Origin of the sequence: Arthrobacter sp. zg.Y820, from assembly GCF_030125555.1 — a bacterium.
Taxonomy (GTDB): domain Bacteria; phylum Actinomycetota; class Actinomycetes; order Actinomycetales; family Micrococcaceae; genus Arthrobacter_B.
Genome location: NZ_JASKLX010000001.1, coordinates 183,895 through 207,584, shown reverse-complemented (window position 1 = coordinate 207,584; position 23,690 = coordinate 183,895). Strand labels below are relative to the sequence as shown.

Annotated in this window: 20 protein-coding genes; 18 read left to right on the top strand and 2 right to left on the bottom strand. The window is 68.1% G+C overall.

Annotated elements, in window-relative coordinates; genetic code table 11:
- Positions 1-207: 207 nt before the first annotated feature.
- The 6 genes from QNN99_RS00900 (at position 208) to putP (ending at position 8,091) form a co-directional block, all read left to right on the top strand.
- Positions 208-669: an Lrp/AsnC family transcriptional regulator gene (locus QNN99_RS00900; protein WP_229964549.1), complete on the top strand. Its 462-nt coding sequence runs from the start codon at positions 208-210 to the stop codon at positions 667-669.
- Positions 666-2,102, top strand: coding sequence for an aspartate aminotransferase family protein (locus QNN99_RS00895; protein WP_269439117.1), 1,437 nt, complete (start codon positions 666-668; stop codon positions 2,100-2,102). Before QNN99_RS00900 ends, QNN99_RS00895 begins: the two co-directional genes overlap by 4 nt.
- A gap of 25 nt (positions 2,103-2,127) precedes the next feature.
- Positions 2,128-3,483: an NAD(P)/FAD-dependent oxidoreductase gene (locus QNN99_RS00890; protein WP_229964548.1), complete on the top strand. Its 1,356-nt coding sequence runs from the start codon at positions 2,128-2,130 to the stop codon at positions 3,481-3,483.
- A gap of 41 nt (positions 3,484-3,524) precedes the next feature.
- Positions 3,525-4,961, top strand: a complete 1,437-nt coding sequence (locus tag QNN99_RS00885) for an NAD(P)/FAD-dependent oxidoreductase (RefSeq protein WP_229964547.1) — start codon at positions 3,525-3,527, stop codon at positions 4,959-4,961.
- Positions 4,958-6,484, top strand: a complete 1,527-nt coding sequence (locus QNN99_RS00880; RefSeq protein WP_229964546.1) for a gamma-aminobutyraldehyde dehydrogenase — start codon at positions 4,958-4,960, stop codon at positions 6,482-6,484. Before QNN99_RS00885 ends, QNN99_RS00880 begins: the two co-directional genes overlap by 4 nt.
- 95 nt (positions 6,485-6,579) lie before the next feature.
- The gene (putP, locus tag QNN99_RS00875; protein WP_229964545.1) at positions 6,580-8,091 is read left to right on the top strand and encodes a sodium/proline symporter PutP; all 1,512 of its coding nucleotides are present in this window, start codon (positions 6,580-6,582) and stop codon (positions 8,089-8,091) included.
- Positions 8,092-8,378: 287 nt separating this feature from the next.
- Here putP and QNN99_RS00870 read toward each other — a convergent pair whose 3' ends face one another.
- Positions 8,379-9,341 (bottom strand): L-lactate dehydrogenase, encoded by a 963-nt coding sequence (locus QNN99_RS00870; protein WP_229964544.1) that lies wholly within the window; start codon positions 9,339-9,341, stop codon positions 8,379-8,381.
- Between the two features lie 170 nt (positions 9,342-9,511).
- Between QNN99_RS00870 and QNN99_RS00865 the strand changes: the two genes are divergently transcribed.
- Positions 9,512-9,979, top strand: coding sequence for a hypothetical protein (locus tag QNN99_RS00865; RefSeq protein WP_229964543.1), 468 nt, complete (start codon positions 9,512-9,514; stop codon positions 9,977-9,979).
- Complete coding sequence (locus QNN99_RS00860) at positions 9,976-10,701, top strand: hypothetical protein (RefSeq protein WP_229964542.1); 726 nt, start codon at positions 9,976-9,978, stop codon at positions 10,699-10,701. Before QNN99_RS00865 ends, QNN99_RS00860 begins: the two co-directional genes overlap by 4 nt.
- Positions 10,702-10,733: 32 nt before the next feature.
- On the opposite strand, the gene QNN99_RS00855 is transcribed toward QNN99_RS00860, so the two are convergent.
- Positions 10,734-12,554 (bottom strand): gamma-glutamyltransferase family protein, encoded by a 1,821-nt coding sequence (locus tag QNN99_RS00855; protein ID WP_229964541.1) that lies wholly within the window; start codon positions 12,552-12,554, stop codon positions 10,734-10,736.
- 119 nt (positions 12,555-12,673) lie between these two features.
- Between QNN99_RS00855 and QNN99_RS00850 the strand changes: the two genes are divergently transcribed.
- From QNN99_RS00850 to QNN99_RS00805, 10 genes are all read left to right on the top strand, one after another.
- Positions 12,674-13,390 (top strand): YoaK family protein, encoded by a 717-nt coding sequence (locus tag QNN99_RS00850; RefSeq protein ID WP_229964540.1) that lies wholly within the window; start codon positions 12,674-12,676, stop codon positions 13,388-13,390.
- 54 nt (positions 13,391-13,444) lie between these two features.
- Positions 13,445-13,999: a GNAT family N-acetyltransferase gene (locus QNN99_RS00845; protein ID WP_229964539.1), complete on the top strand. Its 555-nt coding sequence runs from the start codon at positions 13,445-13,447 to the stop codon at positions 13,997-13,999.
- 223 nt (positions 14,000-14,222) lie between these two features.
- Complete coding sequence (locus tag QNN99_RS00840) at positions 14,223-15,959, top strand: L-lactate permease (RefSeq protein ID WP_229965025.1); 1,737 nt, start codon at positions 14,223-14,225, stop codon at positions 15,957-15,959.
- A 234-nt stretch (positions 15,960-16,193) separates the two neighbouring features.
- Entirely contained in the window at positions 16,194-17,420 is a 1,227-nt protein-coding gene (gene urtA / locus QNN99_RS00835) for an urea ABC transporter substrate-binding protein (protein ID WP_229964538.1), read from the top strand.
- 85 nt (positions 17,421-17,505) lie between these two features.
- Positions 17,506-18,390 carry an urea ABC transporter permease subunit UrtB gene (urtB, locus tag QNN99_RS00830; RefSeq protein ID WP_229964537.1) on the top strand — a complete coding sequence of 295 codons (885 nt, stop codon included), beginning with the start codon at positions 17,506-17,508 and terminating at the stop codon, positions 18,388-18,390.
- Positions 18,387-19,577: an urea ABC transporter permease subunit UrtC gene (urtC, locus tag QNN99_RS00825; RefSeq protein WP_229964536.1), complete on the top strand. Its 1,191-nt coding sequence runs from the start codon at positions 18,387-18,389 to the stop codon at positions 19,575-19,577. Before urtB ends, urtC begins: the two co-directional genes overlap by 4 nt.
- A 2-nt stretch (positions 19,578-19,579) precedes the next feature.
- Positions 19,580-20,398, top strand: coding sequence for an urea ABC transporter ATP-binding protein UrtD (urtD, locus tag QNN99_RS00820; protein ID WP_229964535.1), 819 nt, complete (start codon positions 19,580-19,582; stop codon positions 20,396-20,398).
- A complete protein-coding gene (urtE, locus tag QNN99_RS00815; protein ID WP_229964534.1) occupies positions 20,398-21,090 on the top strand; it encodes an urea ABC transporter ATP-binding subunit UrtE in 693 nt (230 codons plus the stop codon). The genes urtD and urtE overlap by 1 nt, the downstream gene beginning before the upstream one ends.
- Positions 21,091-21,216: 126 nt before the next feature.
- Positions 21,217-22,683, top strand: coding sequence for a DUF5129 domain-containing protein (locus tag QNN99_RS00810; RefSeq protein WP_229964533.1), 1,467 nt, complete (start codon positions 21,217-21,219; stop codon positions 22,681-22,683).
- Between the two features lie 91 nt (positions 22,684-22,774).
- Complete coding sequence (locus QNN99_RS00805) at positions 22,775-23,659, top strand: LysR family transcriptional regulator (protein WP_229964532.1); 885 nt, start codon at positions 22,775-22,777, stop codon at positions 23,657-23,659.
- The last annotated feature ends 31 nt before the right edge of the window (positions 23,660-23,690 follow it).

Sequence of the window (23,690 nt, the reverse complement as noted above, 5' to 3'; positions counted from 1 at the left end):
GTTGCGTTGATAGTGCCAGAGGACACAGGGGTGGACAAGGTTTTTAGTTGTAAAACTTTTGTTACACAACGGTTTCCATTTGATACGCCGCTCAATACCTATGTAATCCGTTTTCAAACCCTTGTTTATTGACGAATTACGGGCTTCAATAACACTCAGGCGCGGCCCGGCCGTGTACGAAAAGCGAACAGAAAGGCACTCCAAACTGTGGAATCCGCACCGGCGTCGGGCGTTGACGAAGCCTCCAAAGCCATCATTGAACAGCTCCAGGCGGATGGGCGCCGGTCCTATGCGGCCATCGGCAAGGCTGTGGGCCTCTCGGAGGCGGCAGTCCGGCAGCGGGTCCAAAAGCTCACCGACGCCGGGGTCATGCAGATTGTTGCCGTCACGGATCCGCTGCAGCTCGGGTTCGCCCGGCAGGCGATGCTGGGCGTTCGGACCAGCGGCGAGGTGGTGGCAACGGCGGACCGGATCGCCGCGCTTGAGCAGGTGGACTACTGCGTGGTGACCGCCGGCTCCTTCGACATTTTTGCGGAAGTGGTCTGCGCCAATGATGAGGACCTGATGGCGCTGGTCAACCGGATCCGTGCCATTCCCGGCGTCACCGGCACTGAAACGTTCATGTATCTCTCCCTGCGGAAGCAGGCCTACAACTGGGGCACAAGATGACCGATACAACAGTTCAGCCTTCAATCGAGCCGACCCCGGCCCGCACGCCGCGCGGCGCTGTCACCCCGCGCGGCACCGACCGGCAGCAGGCCGCCCGGGACCATTTGTGGATGCACATGGCACGCCACTCCGGCTCCGCCGCCGGCGGCAACGTTCCCATCATCACCCGCGGCAGCGGCCACCTGCTCTACGACGACCGAGGGCATGAACTGATCGACGGCCTGGCCGGCCTCTTCGCCGTCCAGGTGGGCCACGGCCGCGAAGAGCTGGCCGAGGCCGCTGCCCGGCAGTCCCGGGAGCTGGCCTTCATGCCGCTGTGGTCCTATGCGCATCCGCCGGCCATCGATTTGGCGGAGCGTTTGGCGGCCGGGGCTCCCGGGGACCTGAACCGGGTCTTCTTTACGACCGGCGGCGGCGAGGCCGTCGAGTCCGCGTGGAAGCTGGCCAAGCAGTTTTTCAAGCTGACCGGCAAGCCGGGGAAGACCAAGGTCATCTCGCGGGCCGTCGCCTACCACGGCACTCCGCAGGGCGCCCTGTCCATCACCGGCATCCCGGACATGAAGGCACCCTTTGAACCGCTGGTTCCCGGCGCCTTCCGGGTCCCCAACACCAACCAGTACCGGGCGCCCGCCGGCCTGTCCGATCCGGAGGCCTTTGGCCGCTGGGCGGCGGACCGGATCGGTGAAGCCATCGAATTCGAAGGCGCCGACACCGTGGCGGCAGTGTTCCTGGAGCCGGTGCAGAACTCCGGCGGCTGCTTTCCGCCGCCCCCCGGCTACTTCGCCCGGGTCCGGGAGATCTGCGACCAGTACGACGTCCTGCTGGTCGCTGACGAAACCATCTGCGCCTTCGGCCGCATCGGCTCGATGTTCGCGTCCACCGACTTTGGCTTTCAGCCCGACATCATCACCTGCGCCAAGGGAATGACCAGCGGCTACGCCCCCATCGGCGCCATGATCGCAACCGACCGCCTGTTCGAACCGTTCACCAAGGGCGACACCACCTTCTACCACGGCTACACCTTCGGCGGGCATCCGGTCTCCGCCGCCGTCGCCATGGCCAACCTGGACATCTTCGACCGGGAGCAGCTCAACGACCGGGTCCGGACCAACGCCCCGGCCTTCCGCGCCACGCTGGAACGGCTCCTGGACCTGCCGATCGTGGGCGACGTCCGCGGCGAGGGCTACTTCTACGGGATCGAGCTCGTGAAGGACAAAACCACCAAGGAAACGTTCACCGACGAGGAGTCCGAGCGCCTGCTGCGCGGCTACGTGTCCACCGCCCTGTACGACGCCGGCCTGTACTGCCGCGCCGATGACCGAGGCGATCCGGTCATTCAGCTGGCCCCGCCCCTGACCATGGGCCAGCCGGAATTCGACCAGATCGAGGCGATCCTGCGCAGCGTGCTCAGCGAGGGGATGAACCATCTCTAGGCATGCGCCGACCGTCAACGGGCGGGTGTCCTTCTGGCACGCAGCCGAGGGGCTGCCGCAGCCCCGGCCCGCGCTGGCGGGGGACTCGACCGCCGACGTCGTTATTGTCGGTGCGGGCTACACCGGCCTGTGGACCGCGTACTACCTGAAGCAGGCCCAACCCGGGCTCGACATTGCCGTGCTGGAAGCCCGGTTCGCCGGGTTCGGCGCCTCGGGCCGCAACGGCGGCTGGCTCACCAACAGCATCACCGGGGGCCGCACCCAGTACGTCCGAACCTCCGGCCGCGCCGTCGTCGGCCGGTTCCAGGAGCTGCTCAACGACACCGTGGACGAGGTGATCAGCGTGGCGGCGGCGGAAGGAATCGACGCCGACATCGTCAAGGGCGGCGAGCTGAACCTGGCGCGGAACCCGGCGCAGCTCGCGCGGCTGCAGGCCTGGGCCGCCGACGAGGCGCAGTGGCCCGAAGCCGGAGCCCGGTTGCTGGACCGCCGCGAGGCCGACGGCCGGGCAGCGGTGGCCGGCTCCCTCGGCGGCCTGTACCAGCCGCACTGCGCGCGGGTGCAGCCGGCCAAGCTCGTCCGCGGACTGGCCCGCACAGTCGAGGCGATGGGCGTGCGGCTCTACGAGGACACGCCCGTCACAGAAATCCGCACCGGCACCGCGGTGACCTCCCGCGGCGTCGTGCGGTGCCGCCACGTCCTGCGGGCCACCGAGGGATTCACCGCTGGGCTGCGGCGTTCTCACCGTGACTGGCTGCCGATGAACTCCTCAATGATCGTTACCGAGCCGCTTCCGGCGAGCGCCTGGGCGGAGATCGGTTGGAACGGCATGGAAGCCATCGCCGACATGGCCCACGCCTACATGTATGCCCAGCGCACGGCGGACGGCCGGATCGCCCTGGGCGGACGCGGCGTTCCTTACCGGTTCGGTTCCCGCACGGATGACGACGGCGCCACGGCGCCCGCCACCGTCCGCCGGCTGCACTCCCTGCTCGGCGAAATGTTCCCCGCGGCGCGCGACACCCGGATCGAGCAGGCCTGGTCCGGTGTCCTGGGCGTGCCGCGCGATTGGAAGGCAACGGTGGGACTGGATCCGTCCACCGGCGTCGGCTGGGCCGGCGGCTACGTGGGGACCGGCGTGGCTGCGGCCAACCTGGCCGGACGCACGCTGCGGGACCTGGTCCTGGGCGAGGACACGGAGCTGACCGTCATGCCCTGGGTGAACCGGACGGTCCGCCGTTGGGAGCCGGAACCGCTGCGCTGGCTGGGCGTGAGAGCCATGTACCAGGCGTACTACGCCGCCGACCGGCGGGAAAACCGCACCCGGAGCGCAGCCACCTCCCCGCTGGCACGCGCCGCTGACCTGGTCTCCGGCCGATGAGCATCCGACCGAACCACCCTGACCGTTGAGAAAGAGAACCCATGCCCACCGTCTATGACCTAGCCGAACGCCGGCATCCGCCGCACCGTGTCGCCGGCGCCCTCGCAGGTGCGGCGGCCCTCCCCTACTGGCTGGACGACCCCGACCGGCCGGCCGAGCTGCCCGCCCTGCAGGCCGGCACGGACACCGATCTGGCCGTCGTGGGCGGCGGTTACACCGGCCTGTGGACGGCGCTGATGGCCAAGGAACGCGATCCCGGCCGAAGGGTGCTGCTGCTGGAGGGCCGCCGGATCGGCTGGGCAGCGTCGGGGCGCAACGGCGGATTCTGCGAGGCCAGCCTGACGCACGGCAAGGCCAACGGCGAAAAGCACCTGCCCGGCGAGGCACATCGGCTGGAGCAGCTGGGGCGGGAGAACCTGCACGAGCTGGCGGAGACCGTTAAGAGGTACGGGATCGACTGCGGGTTCGAATGGACCGGAAGCCTGTCAGTGGCCACCGAAGCGCATCAGGTGGCGGAGCTCGCGGAGGAGGCAGCGGACGATCCGGGACTGGTCTTCCTGGACGGGGAAGCCGTCCGCAAGGAGGTGGACTCCCCGCTCTACCTCGCCGGCCTGTGGGATCGGGAAAGCACAGCACTGCTCAACCCGGCCCGGCTGGCGTGGGGCCTGGCGCGCGCCTGCCGGGAGGCCGGCGTCGTGATCTGCGAAAACACCCCCGTCCGGGCGCTGCACCCGGACGGAAACCGGATTCGGCTGACCACCGACGGCGGCACCGTCACCGCTCGGCACGCGGCGCTGGGCACCAATGCGTTTCCGTCGCTGCTGCGCCGGACCCGCCTGCACACGGTGCCGGTTTACGACTACGCCCTGATGACCGAACCGCTCAGCGACGGCCAGCTCGCCGCCGTCGGCTGGCACAACCGGCAGGGACTGAGCGACCTGAACAACCGGTTCCACTACTACCGCCTGACCACCGACGCCTCCGGCCGGCCCCGGATCCTGTTCGGCGGCTACGACGCGGTCTACCACTACGGCCGGACGCTGCGGCCCGATTACGACCAGCGCCGGGAAACCTTCGACCGGCTGGCCGCGCACTTCCGCGCCACCTTTCCCCAGCTCGACGGCCTTGCCTTCAGCCACGCCTGGGGCGGAGCGGTGGACACCTGCAGCAGGTTCTTTCCGTTCTTCGAAACCGCCCACCAGTCCGCTGTCGCGTACACCGCAGGCTTCACCGGACTGGGTGTGGGAGCCACGCGCTTCGCCGCCAACGTGCTGCTGGACCTGCTCTCCGGCACGCAAACCGAACGCACCCGGCTGGAAATGGTTCGGAAAAAACCGCTGCCGTTTCCGCCGGAACCGGCGGCCTGGCTGGGCATCAAGGCGACGACGGCGGCAATGGTCCGCGCCGACCGCCGGCAGGGCCGGCGCGGGCCGTGGCTCAAGGCGCTGGATTACGCAGGAATGGGGTTTGACTCATGAGCGGCGAAGCAACCGCCCGGTTCTCCGGCGGGCAGGCCTTTCCCGACGGCCACCAGTTCATCAACGGCACCTACCGGCACGGCCACGGGGAGGAAGCTGAGCGCATCAACCCCGCCACCGGGGACACCGCGGAAACCCTGCGCTACGCGGATGCCGGCGATGTGGACGCTGCGGTCGGCGCTGCCCGGGCTGCTTTTCCCGCGTGGTCCCGCTCCACCCCCGCCGAGCGGTCCGATGCCCTGCACCGGCTGGCCGCGCAGCTGCGGGACCGCGCGGATCTGCTCGCGGCCGTCGAATCCGAGCAGACCGGCAAGAGCATCCGGCTGGCCTCCGGGTTTGACGTGCCCGGAACCATCGACAACGCGGTGTTCTTCGCCGGTGCGGCCCGTGCCCTGGACGGTCTCTCCGCCGGGGAGTACGCCCGGGACGCCACCTCCATGATCCGGCGCGAAGCCGTCGGGGTGGTGGGTTCCATAACGCCGTGGAACTATCCGCTGCAGATGGCGGGCTGGAAGATCCTGCCGGCCGTCGCAGCCGGCAACACCATTGTGCTCAAGCCCTCCGAACTCACCCCGGGAACCTCGCTGCTGTTCGCGGAGGCGGCAGCTGCGGCGGGGATTCCGGACGGGGTGATCAACATTGTCACCGGCTCCGGCCGGACCGCCGGCGAGGCCTTGGTGACCCATCCGGACGTGGCCATGACGTCCTTCACCGGGTCCACCGCCGTCGGCCGCCACATCATGGCGCTGGCCGCCCGCACCGGCAAACGCGTGCATCTGGAGCTCGGCGGCAAGGCACCGCTGGTGGTCTTCGACGACGCCGATGTTGAGGCGGCCGCCCACGGTGCCGTGGCCGCGGCCATCATCAACGGCGGCCAGGACTGCACCGCCGCCACCCGCGCCTACATCCAGGGCCCGCTGTTCGAGGCCTTCACCGCACGCGTGGCCGAGCTCATGGACCGGGTGGTCCTGGGCGATCCGCGGGATGAGGCCACGGATCTGGGCGCATTGATCTCGCATGCGCACCGGGACCGGGTGGCCGGCTTCGTCACCCGCGCCCGGGACGCCGGAGCGCGGATCCTGGCCGGCGGAAGCGCGCCGGGCGGCCCCCTGGCCGCCGGCGCCTACTACCGCCCGACGCTGGTGGCCGGTGCCGCGCAGGAGTCGGAAATCGTGCAGCAGGAGGTGTTCGGCCCGGTGCTCACCGCCCTGCCCTTTGACACCGACGACGAGGGACTGGCGCTGGCCAACGACACCCCGTACGGGCTCGCGGCCTCCGCCTGGACCCGGGACCTGAACCGGTCGCTGCGCGCCGCGGCGGAACTTTCAGCGGGCTGCGTCTGGATCAACGAGCACATTCCGATCATCTCGGAAATGCCGCACGGCGGGTACAAGGGATCGGGCTTCGGCAAGGACATGTCCGCGTACTCGCTGCAGGACTACACCAACATCAAGCACGTCATGATGAGCCGGGACACCGCGGCCCACAAGGACTGGCAGGACACCGTCTTCCGGTTGCGCTGAACCGCCGCGATTTCCCGCCCCGTGTGACCCTTGGCATACTTGGACGGGCCTTCGGGCCGGACCGAGATACGTAACCAGAGTGAACGGCATTCCTAATGACTGACCAGACATACAAGCTGATCGCCATGGCGATCTACATGCTCGCCATGTTGGCGATTGGCTGGTGGGCCTACCGGCGCACCACCGACCTCGACGACTACATGCTGGCGGGCCGGGACCTGAAGCCCGGAGTTGCCGCGCTGAGCGCCGGCGCGTCCGACATGTCCGGCTGGCTGCTGATGGGACTGCCGGGCGCCATCTACGTTTCCGGGCTGGTGGAAGGCTGGATCGCCGTCGGCCTCACCGCCGGCGCATGGCTGAACTGGAAGTTCGTAGCCCCGCGGCTGCGGTCCTACACCCTGGTGTCGAACAACTCCATCACGGTGCCCAGCTTCCTGGAGAACCGGCTCAAGGACCGCTCCCGCGTGCTGCGCGTGGTCTCCGGCCTGATCATCCTGATCTTCTTCACGTTCTACGTTTCCTCCGGAATGGTGGCCGGCGGCGTGTTCTTTGAGAGCTCGTTCGGCTCCAGCTACCTGATCGGCATGCTGATCGTGGCCGGCGTGACCATTGCCTACACCCTCTTCGGCGGTTTCCTCGCCGCCAGCTACACCGACGTCGTCCAGGGCCTGATGATGCTGGTTGCACTGGTTATGGTGCCGCTGGTCGGCCTGACCCAGGTCGGCGGCCTGGGCGGCATGACCGATTCACTGCGCGAGATCAACCCGGACATGCTGGACCCGATTGCCGGCGGCACCGCGGTGGGCGTCATCTCTGCCCTGGCCTGGGGCCTGGGCTACTTCGGCCAGCCGCACATCATCGTGCGCTTCATGGCCCTGCGCTCCCCGCAGGATGCCGTGGCCGGACGCCGGATCGGCGTCGCCTGGATGCTCCTGACCGTGATCGGCGCCATCATGACGGCACTGATCGGCGCTGCGTACTTCCAACAGAACGACCTCACGCTGGCCGATCCCGAGGCAGTGTTCCTGAGCCTGGCCCAGTTCTTCTTCCACCCGCTGGTGGCCGGATTTGTCCTGGCCGCCGTGCTGGCCGCGATCATGAGCACGATTTCCTCCCAGCTGATTGTGACGTCCTCGGCCCTGGTGGAGGACCTGTACAAGATTGCGTTCAAGCGCGATGCTTCGCCGCGGTCCCTGGTGATGCTCGGCCGCATGGGTGTGCTGCTGGTGTCGGTGGTGTCGATCCTGATCGCCCTGGACCGCAACGCCTCGATCCTGGAACTGGTGGGCTTTGCCTGGGCCGGCTTCGGCGCGGCCTTCGGCCCCACCATCCTGCTCGCCCTCTACTGGCGCCGGCTCACCACTGCCGGCGCGCTGACCGGCATGATCGCCGGCGCCGCGGTTGCCTTCCTGTGGGGCACGTTCGAAATGCCAGGCGTCCTCGGCGATGTCTACGAAATTATTCCGGGCTTCATCATCAACCTGGTGCTCACCGTGGTGGTCAGCCGGCTGACGTACAAGCCCTCAGCTGAGATCGACGCCGAGTTCGACGACGCCGTGCGAATCGCCAAGGGCGGCGCCGCACCGGCAGAGCCCGCCCGCGTCTAGTTCCGCGCGCGCCCTCCGGGGCTCCGGCCGGTTGTGGTTCCGGCGTCCGGGGTTCCGGGGTCATGGACGCCGTCCTGGAGCGAATAGGTGGGCCAACGCAGCCGGCCGGCCCGAATCCCTCCGGTTTGGTATAAATCGACCGGTTTGGAAGTTCCCTGCCACTGCGGAGTGGCAGGGATCTTCCAAAGTGGCAGGGATCCTCCGAACTGGCAGGAGAATGACAGCCCCTTTCGCAGGTTTCGCAGGTATCCGCCGTCGTTCGCGTTAAGGCGGCCATGGCGCACGCCCTACACCCCGAGCTGGGCCAGCGTGTTCTGCAGGGTCTCCGCGGAGTCCTGCAGCTTCTTGGTCTCGGCGTCGTCCAGCGGCATCTCCAGCATGTCGTACACGCCGTTGATGCCCACGATCGAGGGCAGGGACAGCGCGACGCCGCTGATGCCGTATTCGCCCTGCAGGGACGCCGAGACGGGAAGCACCGCGTTTTCGGCCTGCATCACGGCTTCCACGATCCGAACGCCGGCGAGCCCGATGGCGTAGTTGGTGGCGCCCTTGCCCTCGATCACCCGGTACGCGGCGTTGATGACGTCGTCGGTGACCGCGTCCAGATACGTCTGGGTGAAAACCTGCCGGCCGCTGATCTTCCAGTCCCGGATGGGCACCGGACCGATGGTGGCGTTGGACCAGACCGGGAACTCGGAATCACCGTGCTCACCAATGATGGTGGCGTGCACGCTGGTCATCAGCACATGCGCTTCCCGGGCGAGGAGCAGCCGCAGGCGGGAGGTGTCCAGCACGGTGCCGGAACAGAAGATCCGGTTCCGCGGCAGCCCGGAAACTTTCTGCGCGGCCACCGTCAGCACGTCGCAGGGATTGGTCACCAGGATGTAAACGGCGTCCGGAGCCTGCTCCATTAACTGCGTCATCAGCTTTGAAATGATGTCCACGTTGACGCCCGCCAGCTCCAGCCGGGTCTGCCCCGGCTTTTGACGCGCCCCGGCGGTGATCACGATGACGTCCGAACCGGCGAGGGCCTCGATGCGCCCGCCGCCGGTCACGGTGTTCGCGCCGGTGAACTGCGTGCCGTGGGCCAGGTCCAGGCCCTCGGCCTCCGCACGGGTGGCGTCGATGTCGTAGATGGCGATCTCCCGCGCGGCATCCCGGATGATGGCGGCGTAGGCAAGCGATGTTCCCACGCTTCCCGCACCGACAATTCCCAGCTTGGTAACCGGTCTGGTGGTGATGTTGGCCATGGCAGAGCCCCGCTCACGATTGGAGGAATTCCTCTTCCTAGCAATGGTAGGCGCGGGGTCCGGGCTTGGGAACGGCCCCGGCACCGGGACCGGCGGACCGTTCAAAGGCCGCAGCACGAAATTGTCACCAGGGGGTTTACGCCGCTGCCCGAAGCTCGCACACTCGAACCATGATCAGTAACCCCCGGGCTGACAACAGCGGACCGGACTCCCGCCGAACAGCCAAGGACGGAACAACCTGGGACAGGGTGCTGTCCCACCGGCCGGCGCCCGATCGCGCCGCCGCTGCCGCCCGTTTCGAGGCGGCGGGGTTGTCCGCGGCCATGGTTCAGTCGGTCCTGTCCGACGGCGGCGACCACCTTTATGCTGCCGCCTCGGCCGGGGAGCCGGGGTGGGCCGTCCCCTTTGGCGGCACCCTCGCCGTTGCCCTGCTGGCCGCCGAAGTCGGTGCTCTTGCGGCGCAGCTGGGCCGCAGGGCATCGGGCATCAGATCCCTGGCTGCCGCCGACCTGCTGGAGGATTTCAGTGCGGTCACGGTAGCGGAAGAGCTGGGCGTGTCCCGGCAGAAAATCTACGAAATCGCCAGGGGCGGCCTGCGTGGGCCGCATCTGGACACGGTTCCCTGGAGGTCCCCGTGAATCCGATCAACGAGCGCGTTGCACTGCCGGACGCCAAGACCCACTACCTTGTCCATCCGCTGGACCTCGAGCCGGCCCGGCGGCCGTTCCTGATCGCCTGGGGACTCGGCATCCTGGGCTCGCCGCAGGTCTTCGCTGCCGTTGCCGCCCTGGTCTGGGTGCTGAGCAACAACTTCGTGGCTCCGTTTGTCGCCGCCGGCGCCACCCTGCTCTTCGCGAACCTGGCTTCCGCCTACTTCCGGCGGTCGGCCTGGGGCTTCATCCCGGCCAAGCGGCGGGACAACGAGCGCCAGCTCCGCGGCCTGAACCTGCTGGGCGCCGTCATCGAGGCACTGGCGCTGGCCGCAGCGGTCATCCTGCTGATCCTCTGGTTTGCGGACCGCGATGTGTCCCCCGAGGTCGCTGCCTTCGCCGCCGGCACGGTCTGTGCAGTGGCCGTGCTCATGGCGGCCGACGTCGTGGTCACCGCAGTGCGCACCCGCAGCGGGGCCGCCGTCCTGGGCCCGCTGGTGAACCTGCTGGCCGTCGCCGCGGTGTCCTGGTGGGGCTTTCTGGTGATCGCCGGGCGGACCGGGCCGCTGAGCTGGTCAACGGCCCTCGCCGGAGCCGCGGTGCTGCTGCTGGTGTGGGGCATCTGGCTGGTCTGGACCCTGTGGCAGCGCCGGCGGATTGCGCGCGGCGGGCCGGCCGGCCCGCCCGCCCCGGCTGCGGGTGCGGCCTGATACTGCTGTGGCCGACTGATCCCGCGGTGCATCTAGCGGCCGGCGGCGTACCCCTGCGCTCCCCTGGGGTTGGCGGCTGCCTGCAGCAGGCCGGTCTCCGGATCGCTAACCACCGCGGAGAGGCGGCCCAGGGCCCAGTCCCCGGCCCGGGTGATCACGTGTCCGCGCCGGGACAGGCCCTCGATGACGGCGTCGCCGAGCCGGTCTTCGACCACTGCGCCGCCGGGTGTCCAGGTCCGGGGATAGAAGGACCCGGGAAGCGAGGTGGTGTGCAGGGCCGGCGCGTCCACTGCCTGCTGCGGTGTATAGCCGCCGACGAGCGTGCGCAGCAGATACAGCAGCTGCCACTGGTCCTGCTGGTCACCCCCGGGCGAACCCAGCGCCGTGACCGGCCGGCCGTCCCGAAGCACCAGCGTGGGCGTGAGCGTGGTCCGGGGGCGCCTGCCGGCCGCCAAGGTGGACGGAGCACCGGCTTCCAGCCAGGTCATCTGCAGCCGCGACCCCAGGCAGAACCCGAGGTCCGGAATGGTGGGCGAGGACTGCAGCCAGCCGCCCGACGGCGTGGCGGAGACAATGTTGCCCCACTGGTCCACGACGTCGATGTGGCAGGTGTCGCCGCGGGTCTCCCCCGTGGGTAGAACCGTCGGTTCGCCCACTCCGGCGAAGGCCGCGCCCGCCAGCGCCGGCGCGAGGTATTCGGTGCGCAGCGGCGGCACAAACGGCGTGCGGCCGGGGACCGTTCCGGGCCGGAACTCGTGGGAAGCGCGGTCGGTGATCAGGGCGCGGCGCCCGGCGGCGTACTCCTCGCTGAGCAGGTAGTCCAGGGGAACCCCGGCCCGCGTGTCTCCGGCATCGCCGTAGTAGGCCTCCCGATCGGCGATGGCCAGCTTCTGCGCTTCCAGGATGGTGTGCGCGCCCAGCTCGGTGGAGGGATCCAGCCGCTCGTCGTCAAAGCCGGCCAGGATGGCCAGGGTCTGCAGCAGCGCCGGCCCCTGGCCCCAGGGTCCGGTCTTGGCAATGGTGTGGCCGCGGAAGTCAAAGGTCAGCGCCGGCTCGTAGGCTGCACTGCAGGACGCAAAGTCCGCCAGGGTCAGCACCCCGGCGTGATCCGAGCCGGACGAATGGCGGTGCGGCACCGACAGGAAGTCGACGGCGGCACGGGCCACAAACCCTTCGCGCCATTCGCGGCGGGCCGCATCGATGCGCTCCTCCCGGCTGCCCTCCGGGCTGCCGGCCGCCGCCAACCGGTCCAGGACCGCCGCATAGGCCTCGTTGCGGATGATCTCCCCGTCCTGCGGAATCCGTCCGCCGGGCATCCACTGCTCCGCGGAGGTGGGCCAGTGCCGGGCGAACAGGTCAGCGACGGAGGCGATCGTGGCGCCGACCCTGCCCAGCACCGGATGCCCGTCGCGGGCGTAGCCGACGGCGTAGGCCAGCACGTCGGCAAGTTCCCAGGTGCCGTGGTCCCGGAGCAGCATCAGCCAGGCGTCGACGGCGGCCGGAACGGCAGCTGCCAGGGCACCGGCGCCGGGCACCAGCTCCAGGCCCTCGGCGCGGTAGTGCTCCGGCGTCGCCGCCGCCGGAGCCGGGCCCTGCCCCATCAGGACCACTGGTTCGGAGGGGTTGGCGGCGGTAACGAAAATCCCTGTCATGTCCCCGCCCGGCCCGTTCAGGTGCGGTTCGACCACGTGCAGGACGAATGCTGCCGCCGCGGCGGCGTCAAAGGCGTTGCCGCCGCGTTCGAGCACCGCCTGCGAGGAGGCCGTGGCCAGCCAGTGGGTGGAGGCGCTCATGCCGAAGGTGCCCTGGAGCGTGGGACGGGTGGTGAAGGAATCGGGTGCTGTGAAAGTCACGGTGGCTGGTGTTCCTGTCGCTGGAAGCCGGCGGGCCGGGGGTCAATACCAACGAAGCTACACCCGGAACTTCGGATACAGTTGCCGGCAGCATCCTCTAGGTACGGGAGTTTTACAACGTGAAGCGATTGAATGCGGTGCCCACCGACCGGGTGCACCTGTGGCTGATGCTTGCGCTGACGTTCTCCACCGGGGTGGTGGACGCCGTCGGCTATCTCGGACTGGACCGGGTGTTCACCGGAAATATGACGGGAAACGTCGTCCTCCTGGGCATGGCCTTTGCCGACGGAGGGCAGCTGCCGATTCTGCGGCCCACGCTGGCGCTGATCTTTTTCATGCTCGGAGCCGCCCTGGCCGGCCGCATGCTGCGCAAGGGTCCCGAGGGCTGGTCTTCGCGCACCTCCATCGCGCTGATTGTGGTGGCCGCCGGGCTCACGGCGCTCGCGGTCTTCGTGGCAGTCGCCGATGTCCAGGGCAACTCCACGCTGGGCAGCCTCACCACTTCCTCGATGGCCACGGTCATGGGCGTTCAGGCCGCCACTGCCAAACGGCTGAAAGTCGCCGAGATCACCACGGTGGTGGTGACGTCCACCATCACCGGGCTGGCCTCGGATTCGAAGCTGGCCGGCGGCGACAGCCGGTTTTGGCAGCGGCGTGCGCTGGCTGTCGCGCTGATCCTGGCGGGCGCCGTCGCCGGGGCTGCCGCGCTGAAAGTCGGACTGTGGCTGGGGCTGGCCGTGTCCGCAGCGATCTCCATTGCGGTGGCGGCGGCCGGCTACGTGCGCCATCACCGCGAAAGCGCGGCAGGTGCGAAAGCGGCAACCGAGGCCGGATAGCCCCGGGCGGGGGCGCCGGTGTACCAGGCGCCGTTTCTGCCTTAAAGTTGGTCCATGCCCGCACAGGATGTTGCCGATTGGACCCCGGTCCTCACCGACCGGCTGATCCTGCGGCGTCCGGAAGGCGCCGATGAACCGGCGGCCCTGGACCTGCACACGGACCCGCGCACCAACGTTCACCATCCGGCGCCGCGCTCAGTGACCCGGGCGTCGTCGGCCCGGATTTTCCACGAAATCGGGCTGCACTGGTACCGCCACGGCTTCGGCGTCTGGGCGGTGACCACGCAGGCGGACCCGCAGACACTCATCGGATTCACCGGGCTCTCCCACCGGCTCGTGCAGTCCCGGCCCGCACTGAACCTCTATTACCGCTACGTTCCGGAGGCCTGGGGCCGGGGCTACGCCACGGAAGGCGCCCGGGAAGCGGTCCGGCTGGCGGAAAAGCTGCTGCCGGGGCTGCCGGTGATTGCCTACACCACCGCTGACAACCTCGGTTCGCAGCAGACGGCGCTCGCGGCCGGGCTCACCCGCCGCGAGGATCTCGACGTCGACCGCGGATCGTACACCGACATCTATCTGGCCCGCGGCTGGTACACCGACCCCCTGTAGCCGCGCGCGCCCGCCGGACCGCCGCCTGCTTTCCGCCGTCGTCAACCCCGTGCCGCCGATGGCGGGTATTTCACCGGCAGTCGGCGCCGACTCCGGCGTACCGGCCTACGCTGAATGGTGGACCGGCCTGCCCTGTCCGCTCTCGCTGCCGCAGTTGGACTGTACCCACACCACGCCGTGTTTTTCCGTTGGCGCCGCCGTGCGGCGCGACCCGGAGGTCACCATGGAAAGCTTCACACCCACCACCGATGCGGTAGCCAACAGCGTGACGTTGTCAGCGCTGCTGGCCCTCGTCCCCCTCCTCGTGTTTTTCCTCCTGCTGGCCTTCGCCAAGACCAAAGCCTATGTTGCCGGGGCGTGGGCACTGCTCGCCGCCCTGGTCATCGGGGTCCTCGGGTTCGGCATGCCGGTGGGACTGGCCCTGCTGTCCGCCACGCAGGGCGCTGCCTTTGGCCTGTTTCCGGTCGTCTGGATCATCATCATGGCCGTCTGGCTCTACCAGGTCACGGTGCTCAGCGGCCGGTTCGAGGATCTGCGCCGCGTGTTCGACGCCGTCGGCGGCGGGGACCTGCGCGTCCAGGCCATCCTGGTGGCTTTCTGCTTCGGCGGGCTGCTGGAGGCGCTGGCCGGCTTCGGCGCCCCCGTGGCGATCACCGTCACCATGCTGCTGGCCCTGGGCATCGCTCCGGTCCGGGCCGCCAGCGCCGTCCTGGTGGCCAACACGGCGCCGGTCGCCTTCGGCGCGCTCGCCATCCCGATTACGACGGCGGCCAACCTCACCAGCTACACCGGGGACGAAATCGCTGCAGTCGTGGGACGCCAGACTCCGCTGCTGGCCGTCTTCATCCCGCTGGTGCTGCTGATCATTTTGGACGGCAAACGCGGGGTGCGGGACTGCTGGCCGGTGGCACTGTTCACCGGCCTCGTGTTCGCCGTGGCCCAGTTCCTGTGCTCGAACTACTTCTCCTACGAACTGACCGACATTCTGGCGTCGCTGGTCGCAATGGCCGCCGCCGTGGGTTTCCTGCGGATCTGGCATCCCCGAAACGGGCAGGAAGCCGACGCCCGGATGAGCAAGGAACTCGCCGAGGCCCGGGCCTCGGGCTGGACTCCGTCGGGGGCGGGCTCCTCGGACATCGGCACGGCCGCGAGCGACACCGCCGCGGACCGGCTCACCCCCGGCCGGGCCTGGATGGCCCTGTTTCCCTACGTCCTGGTGATTGTCATTTTCGGCATCGTGAACCTCTGGACGTGGGGCGTCGACATTCCCGAGGCCCTGGCGAAAACCACCATCGAGATCCCCTGGCCTGTCCTTCACGAGTCCCTGCTGGACGCCAACGGGCAGCAACAGTCCTCCACAATCTACGACTTTGAATGGCTGATCAGTCCCGGCACGCTGCTGCTGATCAGCGGCCTGATCGTGGCACTGGTCTATTCCAGGTTCAACGACAACGGCAGGTATCCCCTGACGATAGGCGCGGCAGTTCGGGAAATCGGCCTCACCGCGGTCCGGATGCGTTCGGCCGCGCTGACCATCCTGGCGGTCCTGGCGCTGGCCTACGTGATGAACTTTTCGGGCCAGACGGTCTCCATCGGCACCTGGCTCGCCGGCACCGGCGCCTTCTTCGCGTTCCTCTCCCCCGTGCTGGGCTGGATCGGCACCGCCGTCACCGGTTCGGACACCTCGGCCAATGCCCTGTTTGCCAAGCTGCAGGAAACGGCCGGCGCGCAGGCAGGACTCGACCCGAAGCTGATGGTCGCCGCCAACACCGGCGGCGGGGTGATGGGCAAGCTGATCAGCCCGCAGAACCTGGCGATCGGCGCGGCGGCGGTGAACATGAGCGGGCAGGAATCCGTCCTGTTCCGCAAGGTGCTGGGGTGGAGCGTTGGACTGTTGCTGGTGCTGTGCGTGATCGTCTTCCTGCAGTCCACGCCGGTGCTGGGCTGGATGCTTCCGTAGTACGCAACGGAACCCGGCGGTGGGTGTGCGCAATTGACACGCCCCGGAAAAGCACCGGAAACAAAAGAAATATCAGGGAAACGTTAGTCGCCAAAACATGAAACACGAGTGACCTAAGTTGAGGGAAACGGCCCGGAAAGGGCCCGCTCAATTGTCTGCGCTGCTGAAACAGTGCGGCCCCTCAGAAATAGGTGCGTTATGAAAGTACACGGCAAAAAAGGCGCTTTCATCCCTGTGGCAGCGGCAGTGCTGGCGGCCACGCTGGCCGGCTGCGGCTCGCAGATCAGCGACCCTGCCGAGGCCGGGGAGGCAACCGGCGGCCCCGAGTCCTGCGTGGACACCTCCGGCGACAGCGTCAAGGTCGGGTTTCTGAATTCCCTTTCCGGCACCATGGCCATTTCCGAGAGCACCGTGTTCGATTCGCTGTCCCTGGCGGCCGAGGAAATCAACGCTGACGGCGGCGTGCTGGGCAAGCAGTTGGAGGTCATCAGCGAAGACGGCGCCTCCGAGCCCACCAAGTTCGCGGAGCGGGCGGGCAAGCTGATCCAGCAGGACTGCACCGCCGCGGTGTTTGGCGGCTGGACCTCCTCCTCCCGCAAGGCCATGCTGCCGGTGTTCGAGTCCAACAATTCACTGCTTTTCTATCCGGTGCAGTATGAGGGCCTGGAATCTTCGGAGAACATTTTCTACACCGGCGCCACGACAAACCAGCAGATCATCCCGGCCCTTGATTATCTGGCGGAGCAGGGCACCAAAACGATCTTCCTGGTTGGCAGCGACTATGTGTTTCCGCGGACCGCCAACAAGATCATCAATGCCTACGCCGAGGCGCACGGCATGGAAATTGTCGGCGAGGAATACACGCCCCTGGGCTCCACCGAGTTCTCGACCATCGTCAACAAGGTCCGCGACTCCGGAGCCGACGCCGTGTTCAACACCCTGAACGGCGACTCCAATGTGGCCTTCTTCCGCCAGTACAAGAGCGTGGGCCTGACGGCGGACGCCATGCCCGTGGTCTCCGTTTCCATTGCCGAGGAGGAGGTCCCCGGCATCGGACTGGAAAACATCGAAGGCCAGCTCACCGCCTGGGACTATTACCAGACCCTGGAAAGCCCGGCCAACACCGCCTTCGTCACCGCCTTCAAGGACAAGTACGGCGCCGACCGCGTCACCAGCGACCCGATGGAAGCCGCCTACACCTCGCTCTACCTGTGGAAGGCCATGGTGGAAAAGGCCGGATCCTTCGACGTGGACAAGGTGCAGGACGCGGCCGACGGCGTGAGTGTCGAAGCGCCCGAAGGCACCGTCACCGTCAACGGCGAGAACAACCACATCACCAAGACCCCGCGCATCGGCAAGATCACCCCGGACGGGCTGATCGAAACCGTCTGGGAAGCTCCCGAAGCCGTGGAACCGGATCCGTTCCTGTTGAGCTACGACTGGGCCTCGGGCCTGTCCTAGCCGTACCGCTCCCTCCCGGCGTCCCCGCCCGGCGTCCCCGCGGCGCCGTCTTAGCTTCCGCTTCCCCTGTGAAAGGTCCACCTTTATGGAACTGCTGATCGGACAGATGTTTGCCGGGCTCAGCCTCGGCTCGGTGCTGCTGCTTGCAGCACTGGGCCTGTCGTTGACCTTCGGCCAGATGGGCGTCATCAACATGGCGCACGGTGAGTTCATCATGGCCGGCGCCTACACCGCCTTTGTGGTGCAGCAGAGCCTGGGCAGCGCCGGGGTGTCACTGCTGGTGTCCCTGCCGGCAGCCTTCCTCGTGGGCGGGGTCATGGGGCTGGCATTGGAGGGCCTGCTGCTGAAGCGGATGTACCACCGGCCACTGGACACCCTGCTGGTGACTTTCGGGGTTTCGCTGATCCTGCAGCAGGTGGCCCGCGACGTCTTCGGCGCACCGAGCGTGGACGTCCGGGTGCCGTCCTGGCTGCAGGGCAACGTGGAACTGCTGGGTGCGCCGATTCCGCTGACCCGGCTGTTCATCCTCGCCCTGGCCCTGGCCTGCCTCGCGGCGCTGGCCCTGCTGCTGAAGGCCACGCCACTGGGCCGGCGGATCCGCGCCGTCGTCGTCAACCGGGATCTGGCCGAAGCCAGCGGCATTTCCTCGCGCCGCACCGATCAGCTCACCTTCTTTATTGGCTCCGGCCTGGCCGGAGTCGCGGGGGTGGCGGTGACGCTGATCGGTTCCACCAGCCCCTATCTCGGACCGAACTACATCGTTGACGCCTTCCTGGTGGTCGTGGCCGGCGGGATCGGCCAGATCAAGGGGGCGGCCATCGCGGCGTTTGCGCTGGGCGTTCTGCAGTCGGTGTTCGAGTTCTCCACCACCGCCAGCATCGGCAAGGTGCTGATCCTGGCGGCCATCGTGATTTTCCTGCAGGTCCGCCCGCAGGGCATCTTCACCCTCAAGACCAGGAGCCTGGCATGAGCACCGCAACAGCACGCAGAGCACACACCGCCCGCGCCGGCGCAGCGGGCAACGGAGCCGCAGGCACACCGCGGCTGTCCGGGCAGCTGGCGGCCTTCGGCCGGTCCCGGTCCGGTGTCCTCACCGGATTTGCCGCCGGCGCCGCGCTGCTCCTGGTGGCCGCTCCCGCGCTGCTGCCGATCTTCAGCCTGACCCTGCTCGGCAAGTTCATCTGTTTCGCGATCGTGGCCGTGGGCATCGGCCTGGCCTGGGGCCGGGGCGGCATGCTCACCCTGGGCCAGGGCGTGTTCTTCGGCCTCGGCGCCTACATCATGGCCATGCACATGAAGCTTGCCGACGCCGCGCTCTTCGGCGGCACCGGGGTTCCGGATTTCATGATGCTCTACGGCTCCGGCACCGTGCCGGGCTGGTGGGAACCGTTCCGCAGCCCGGTGGTGACGCTTGCCGCCGTCGTGCTGGTGCCCGGACTGGTGGCCCTGGTGCTGGGCCTGGCGATCTTCAAACGCCGGGTCAAGGGCGCGTACTTCGCGATCCTCAGCCAGGCGCTGGCTGCCGCGTTTGCGGTGCTGCTGATTGGGCAGCAGGCCACCACCGGCGGATCCAACGGGCTCAGCGGTTTCCGGTCCTTCTTCGGCCTGGACCTGGCCGATCCGGCCAACAAGCGGATGCTGTACCTGCTCGCCGCCGTCGTGCTCCTGGTCGTGGTGGCCGCAGCCCGGCAGCTGATGCACAGCCGCTTCGGCGAGCTGCTGGTCGCGGTGCGTGACCAGGAGGAGCGGGTGCGGTTCCTCGGCTACGATCCGGCAACAGTCAAAACCGTGGTCTACGTTCTGGCCGCCGTGATGGCCGGCGTCGCCGGCGCGCTGTTCGTGCCGCTGGTGGGCATCATTTCCCCGGCCGACGTCGGGGTGACCCCCTCGATTGCCTTCCTGATCGGCGTGGCGATCGGCGGCCGGGCCACGGTCCTGGGTCCGGTGCTCGGTGCGCTGGGCGTGGCCATTGCGCAGACCTCGCTGGCCTCGACCTTCCCGTCGTTCTGGGTGTACTTCCAGGGCCTGCTGTTCGTGCTGGTCATCGGCTTCCTGCCCGGAGGCCTGGCCTCGCTGCCCGGGCTGCTCGGCCGGATGCGGCGGCGCAAAGATGATGCCGACGACGGTTCCCTGCCCTCCGCTTCGAAGGAGTCCTGACCATGAACGACTCAGCCGCACGCTCCACCGCACTGCTGCCGCAGGGCGAGCCGGTGGCCGGCGGACAGCGCACCGGCCGTCCGCAGTACCTGGAAATCCGCGACCTCCGCGTGGTCTTCGACGGGTTCACGGCCGTCGACGGCGTCAATCTGGACGTCACCCAGGGCGACCTGCGGTTCCTGATCGGGCCCAACGGCGCCGGAAAGACCACCATGATCGACGCCATCACCGGCCTGGTTCCGGCCACCGGGTCGGTCAACCACACCGGCACCGAAATCCTGGGCCGGAAGGTGCATCAGATTGCCAAGCTGGGCGTCGGCCGCACCTTCCAGACCGCCAGCGTCTTCGAGAACCTCTCGGTGCTGCAGAACCTGGACATCGCGGCAGGCTCCCGCCGAAAGCCGCTTGAGCTGCTGCGCAGGCGCCGCGGCACCGAACCGGCAGTGGAGGAGGCGCTGGAGATTATCGGGCTGGAGCATCTGGCCTCCGCGCAGGCCGGCACCCTGGCCCACGGGCAGAAGCAGTGGCTCGAGATCGGCATGCTGCTGGTGCAGAATTCCGAGCTGCTGCTCCTGGACGAGCCCATTGCCGGCATGAGCCAGGACGAGCGCGCCCAGACCGGCGAGCTGCTGCGGCGCATCGGCGCCAACCGGATCACCCTGGTCATTGAACACGACATGGATTTTGTCCGCGAATATGCCACCTCGGTGACCGTCCTGGCCGCCGGAAAGGTCCTCAGCGAGGGCAGCGTGGCCGACGTCCAGGCCGATCCGCGCGTGCAGGAAGTCTATTTGGGCACCACGCCCGCGAAAGGACACTGATGCTGGAAATTCAGGAGCTCAAGGCCGGATACGGGCGCACCGAGGTGCTGCACGGCGTCTCGGTGACCGTGCCCGACGACGCCGTCTCCTCCGTCCTGGGGCACAACGGCGCCGGGAAATCCACGCTGCTGCGCGCCGTCGTCGGCATCATCAGACCCACCGCCGGGACCATCCGGTTCAACGGTGAAGATATTTCCGGGCTGCGGCCGCACCAGCGCGTGGCGCGCGGGCTGGCGTATGTTCCGCAGGGCCAGCAGTCCTTCGGCCCGCTCACGACAATGGAAAACCTGCGGCTGGTGGCCGACGGGCGCAAGCGCGGCAAGGCGCTCGTGGACGAGTCGCTGGACATGTTTCCGGCGCTGAAACCGCTGCTGGGCCGCCGGGCCGGGCTGCTGTCCGGCGGGCAGCGGCAGCAGCTGGCCATTGCCCGCGCACTGATCACCGAACCGGCGCTGCTCATCCTGGACGAGCCCACCGAGGGCATCCAGCCCAACGTGGTGGCGGAAATTGAGCACACCATCATGAATCTGGCGTCGCGTTCAGGCATGCATGTGCTGCTGGTGGAACAGCACATCGGGTTCGCGCTGCAGGCGGCGGACACCTACTACGTACTGGCGGCCGGGCGGGTGAGTTCCACCGGCAGCGGAGGTGCGGGTGCCGCGGAAACGGTTCGCTCCGCAATGCTCATCTAGGGTCTTGCTCTTCCCTGGGCGCGCCTCCGCAGGGCCGCTCCCGCGCCGGAAACCGGGACCCTGCTGCTCCGGACACTGATCCGCGCTAGGCTCGTCCAGAAATCCGCCACCGACACGGGGAGAACCATGCGCCGGGCACTGACCGCTTTACTGCTGAGCCTCATCACGCTGACGGGAGGTGCGGCGGCAGCGGCCGCCGTGACCCCGGAGGAGGTGATTGTGGAGGACACGGCCGGCGTGCTGGACGCCAACACGCTCCTGCCCGCCCTGGAAGACATCGAGTTCCGGGAACCGACAACGGTGGCCGTCTATACCTACAACGGCCCGGCTGGCAACGAGGACGGCACCGTCCTCAACGCCGAAGTGCTCCGTTTCGCCCGGGAGCAGCATCCGGAGTGGCTCAGCGGGGACGGGCAGAAGTGGGCGGACGGACTGTTCATCTTCGCGCTGGATCCGACGGGCCGCTGGACCGGAACGTACTACGGCGAGGACCGGAAAATTCCCCTGAGCCAGCAGGAAGACATCAGGGAGGAGACGAACAGCCTCTTCGCCGAGGCCAATTGGACCGAGGGCACCATCGCCGCCGTCGAGGAGGCGGCAAAGCTGATCAACCGGCCCTGGTACCTCTCCCCCGCCGTTATTCTCGGTGCCGGCGCTGCGGTGCTTGCAGGCCTGGTCTCGTCCATCACGTACGTGCTGGTGCGCTGGAACCGGCAGCGCAAAAACCGCAGGCTCCTGGCCGACGCCGATGCCAGCTACTCCAGCGTGACCCACGATCTGGACGCAACGGAGGTTAACGCCAACACCATTCCGGCGGATTCTTCCTACGGTGCTCGCGTCTTGGAGGAATACCGAACCTTCATGGTCCGCTACAACACTGCGACCGAGCTCAACAATGCGGCACACGCGCTCACCGACAAGGACCTGAAGCAGCGCTCCAGCACCACCGTGCTGGAACAGTATGCCGACGCCGCCATGGAGCTGGACGGCCTGGACGACGTCATCGCTGACACCAACGCGCTGCTGAACAAGGCGCCGGGCTGGGAACGCGCCTGGGACCGCCAAACCGGACCGCTCTTCGAAGACCTTGACCTGCTCGACGACCAGCTGGAAGGCAGGGGCGCGGCCGAGAAGGACTCCGCCACGGCGCACGCGCTGCGCGCGTTCCGGCAGCAGGCCCGGGAGCAGCTCGCGGCGGCCTCCACGGCGCTGACGGAGGACCGGATCACCCCCGAGCAGGCGCTTGACCGCATCAAGGCCAGCCGCACCGAGCTCTCGGAGCTGCTCAAGCACCATGCAAAAACCGTGATCGCCGCCCAAACAAAGTCCGGCGCCGAGCGGGAACTCATGCAGGAGGAACTGAAGAAGGCCGCCGAGCCGCGCCGCCTGCACCGGGACGGCTACCGCCCCGGCATCGTGGACACCGCTTTTCCCGCCTACTTCTACTACTCGGTGGGCAGCTTCAACTCCGGCATCCAGCACGGCACCAGCAGCGTGGAATCGGCCCGTTCCTCCGAGTCGGGTTCCAGCTCCACCGGATACGGCAGCTCGGGCGGCAGTTTCTCCGGAGCAGGCAGCTCCGGCCGGTTCTGAGTTGCGTTTCATGGGGTCTCCCGGGTGAAGTGAAGACAGCTATCAGCGGGCCGGGAACGGTTACTGCACTGCGCGAGACCTGGAAGGCATTATGTTTACTTTGGATCAGGCCCGGAGTTTCATCGCCGTCGCCGAGGAACTGCACTTCGGCAGGGCTGCCGTCCGGCTCAACATGACCCAGCCTCCGCTCAGCCGGCAGATCCAGAAGCTGGAACGGGAAGTCAGCGTGGAACTGCTCGAGCGGGACAAGCGCAATGTGGTCCTGACCGCCGGCGGCCGCGCTTTCCTGATTGAGGCACGGAAGCTGGTCGCGGCGGCCGACCGCGCCCCGCGCACCGCCAGGCGGATGGCGCAGGGCAGCGCCGGCATCATCCGGATCGGCTTTACGGCCGCCGCCGGCTACAGCCGGCTGGGACCGATCCTTCGGGAGATCGCCGAAGCCCTGCCGGGCGTGGACGTGGAGCTGGAGGAGCTTGTGACCAGCGAGCAGATCCAGGCGCTGTCCCACGGCGATCTGGATCTTGGCTTGGCCCGGCCGCCCTTTGACACCGAACGCTTCGAGTCCCACCTGCTGTTTTCCGAGGACCTGCGGCTGGCTGTCCCGTCCGGCCATCCCCTCGACGCCCTGAACCGGCCCATCACCGCCGCGGATCTCCGCGATACGCCGCTGATCATGCACTCCTCCACCAAGGCCAGATACTTTTACGACCTGGCCGTGCGCCTGATTCCGATTGAACACCACAACGTCATTCACACCGTCAGCCAGATCCTGACGATGGTGGCGCTGGTGGCTGCCGGCCGGGGTGTCGCCATCGTCCCGGAATCCGCCCGGATCCTCCAGTTTGAGGGCGTCTCCTATCTGCCGCTGGCGGGAGAGGCCTCGGATGCGGTGCAGCTGCACGCCATCTGGAACCGGGATTCCGCCAACCCGGCGCTGGGCCGGGTGCTCGAGCTTCTGCGGACACCAAGCACCTAGCCGGCCCCGGCAGCTGACACCTTTACAGCAC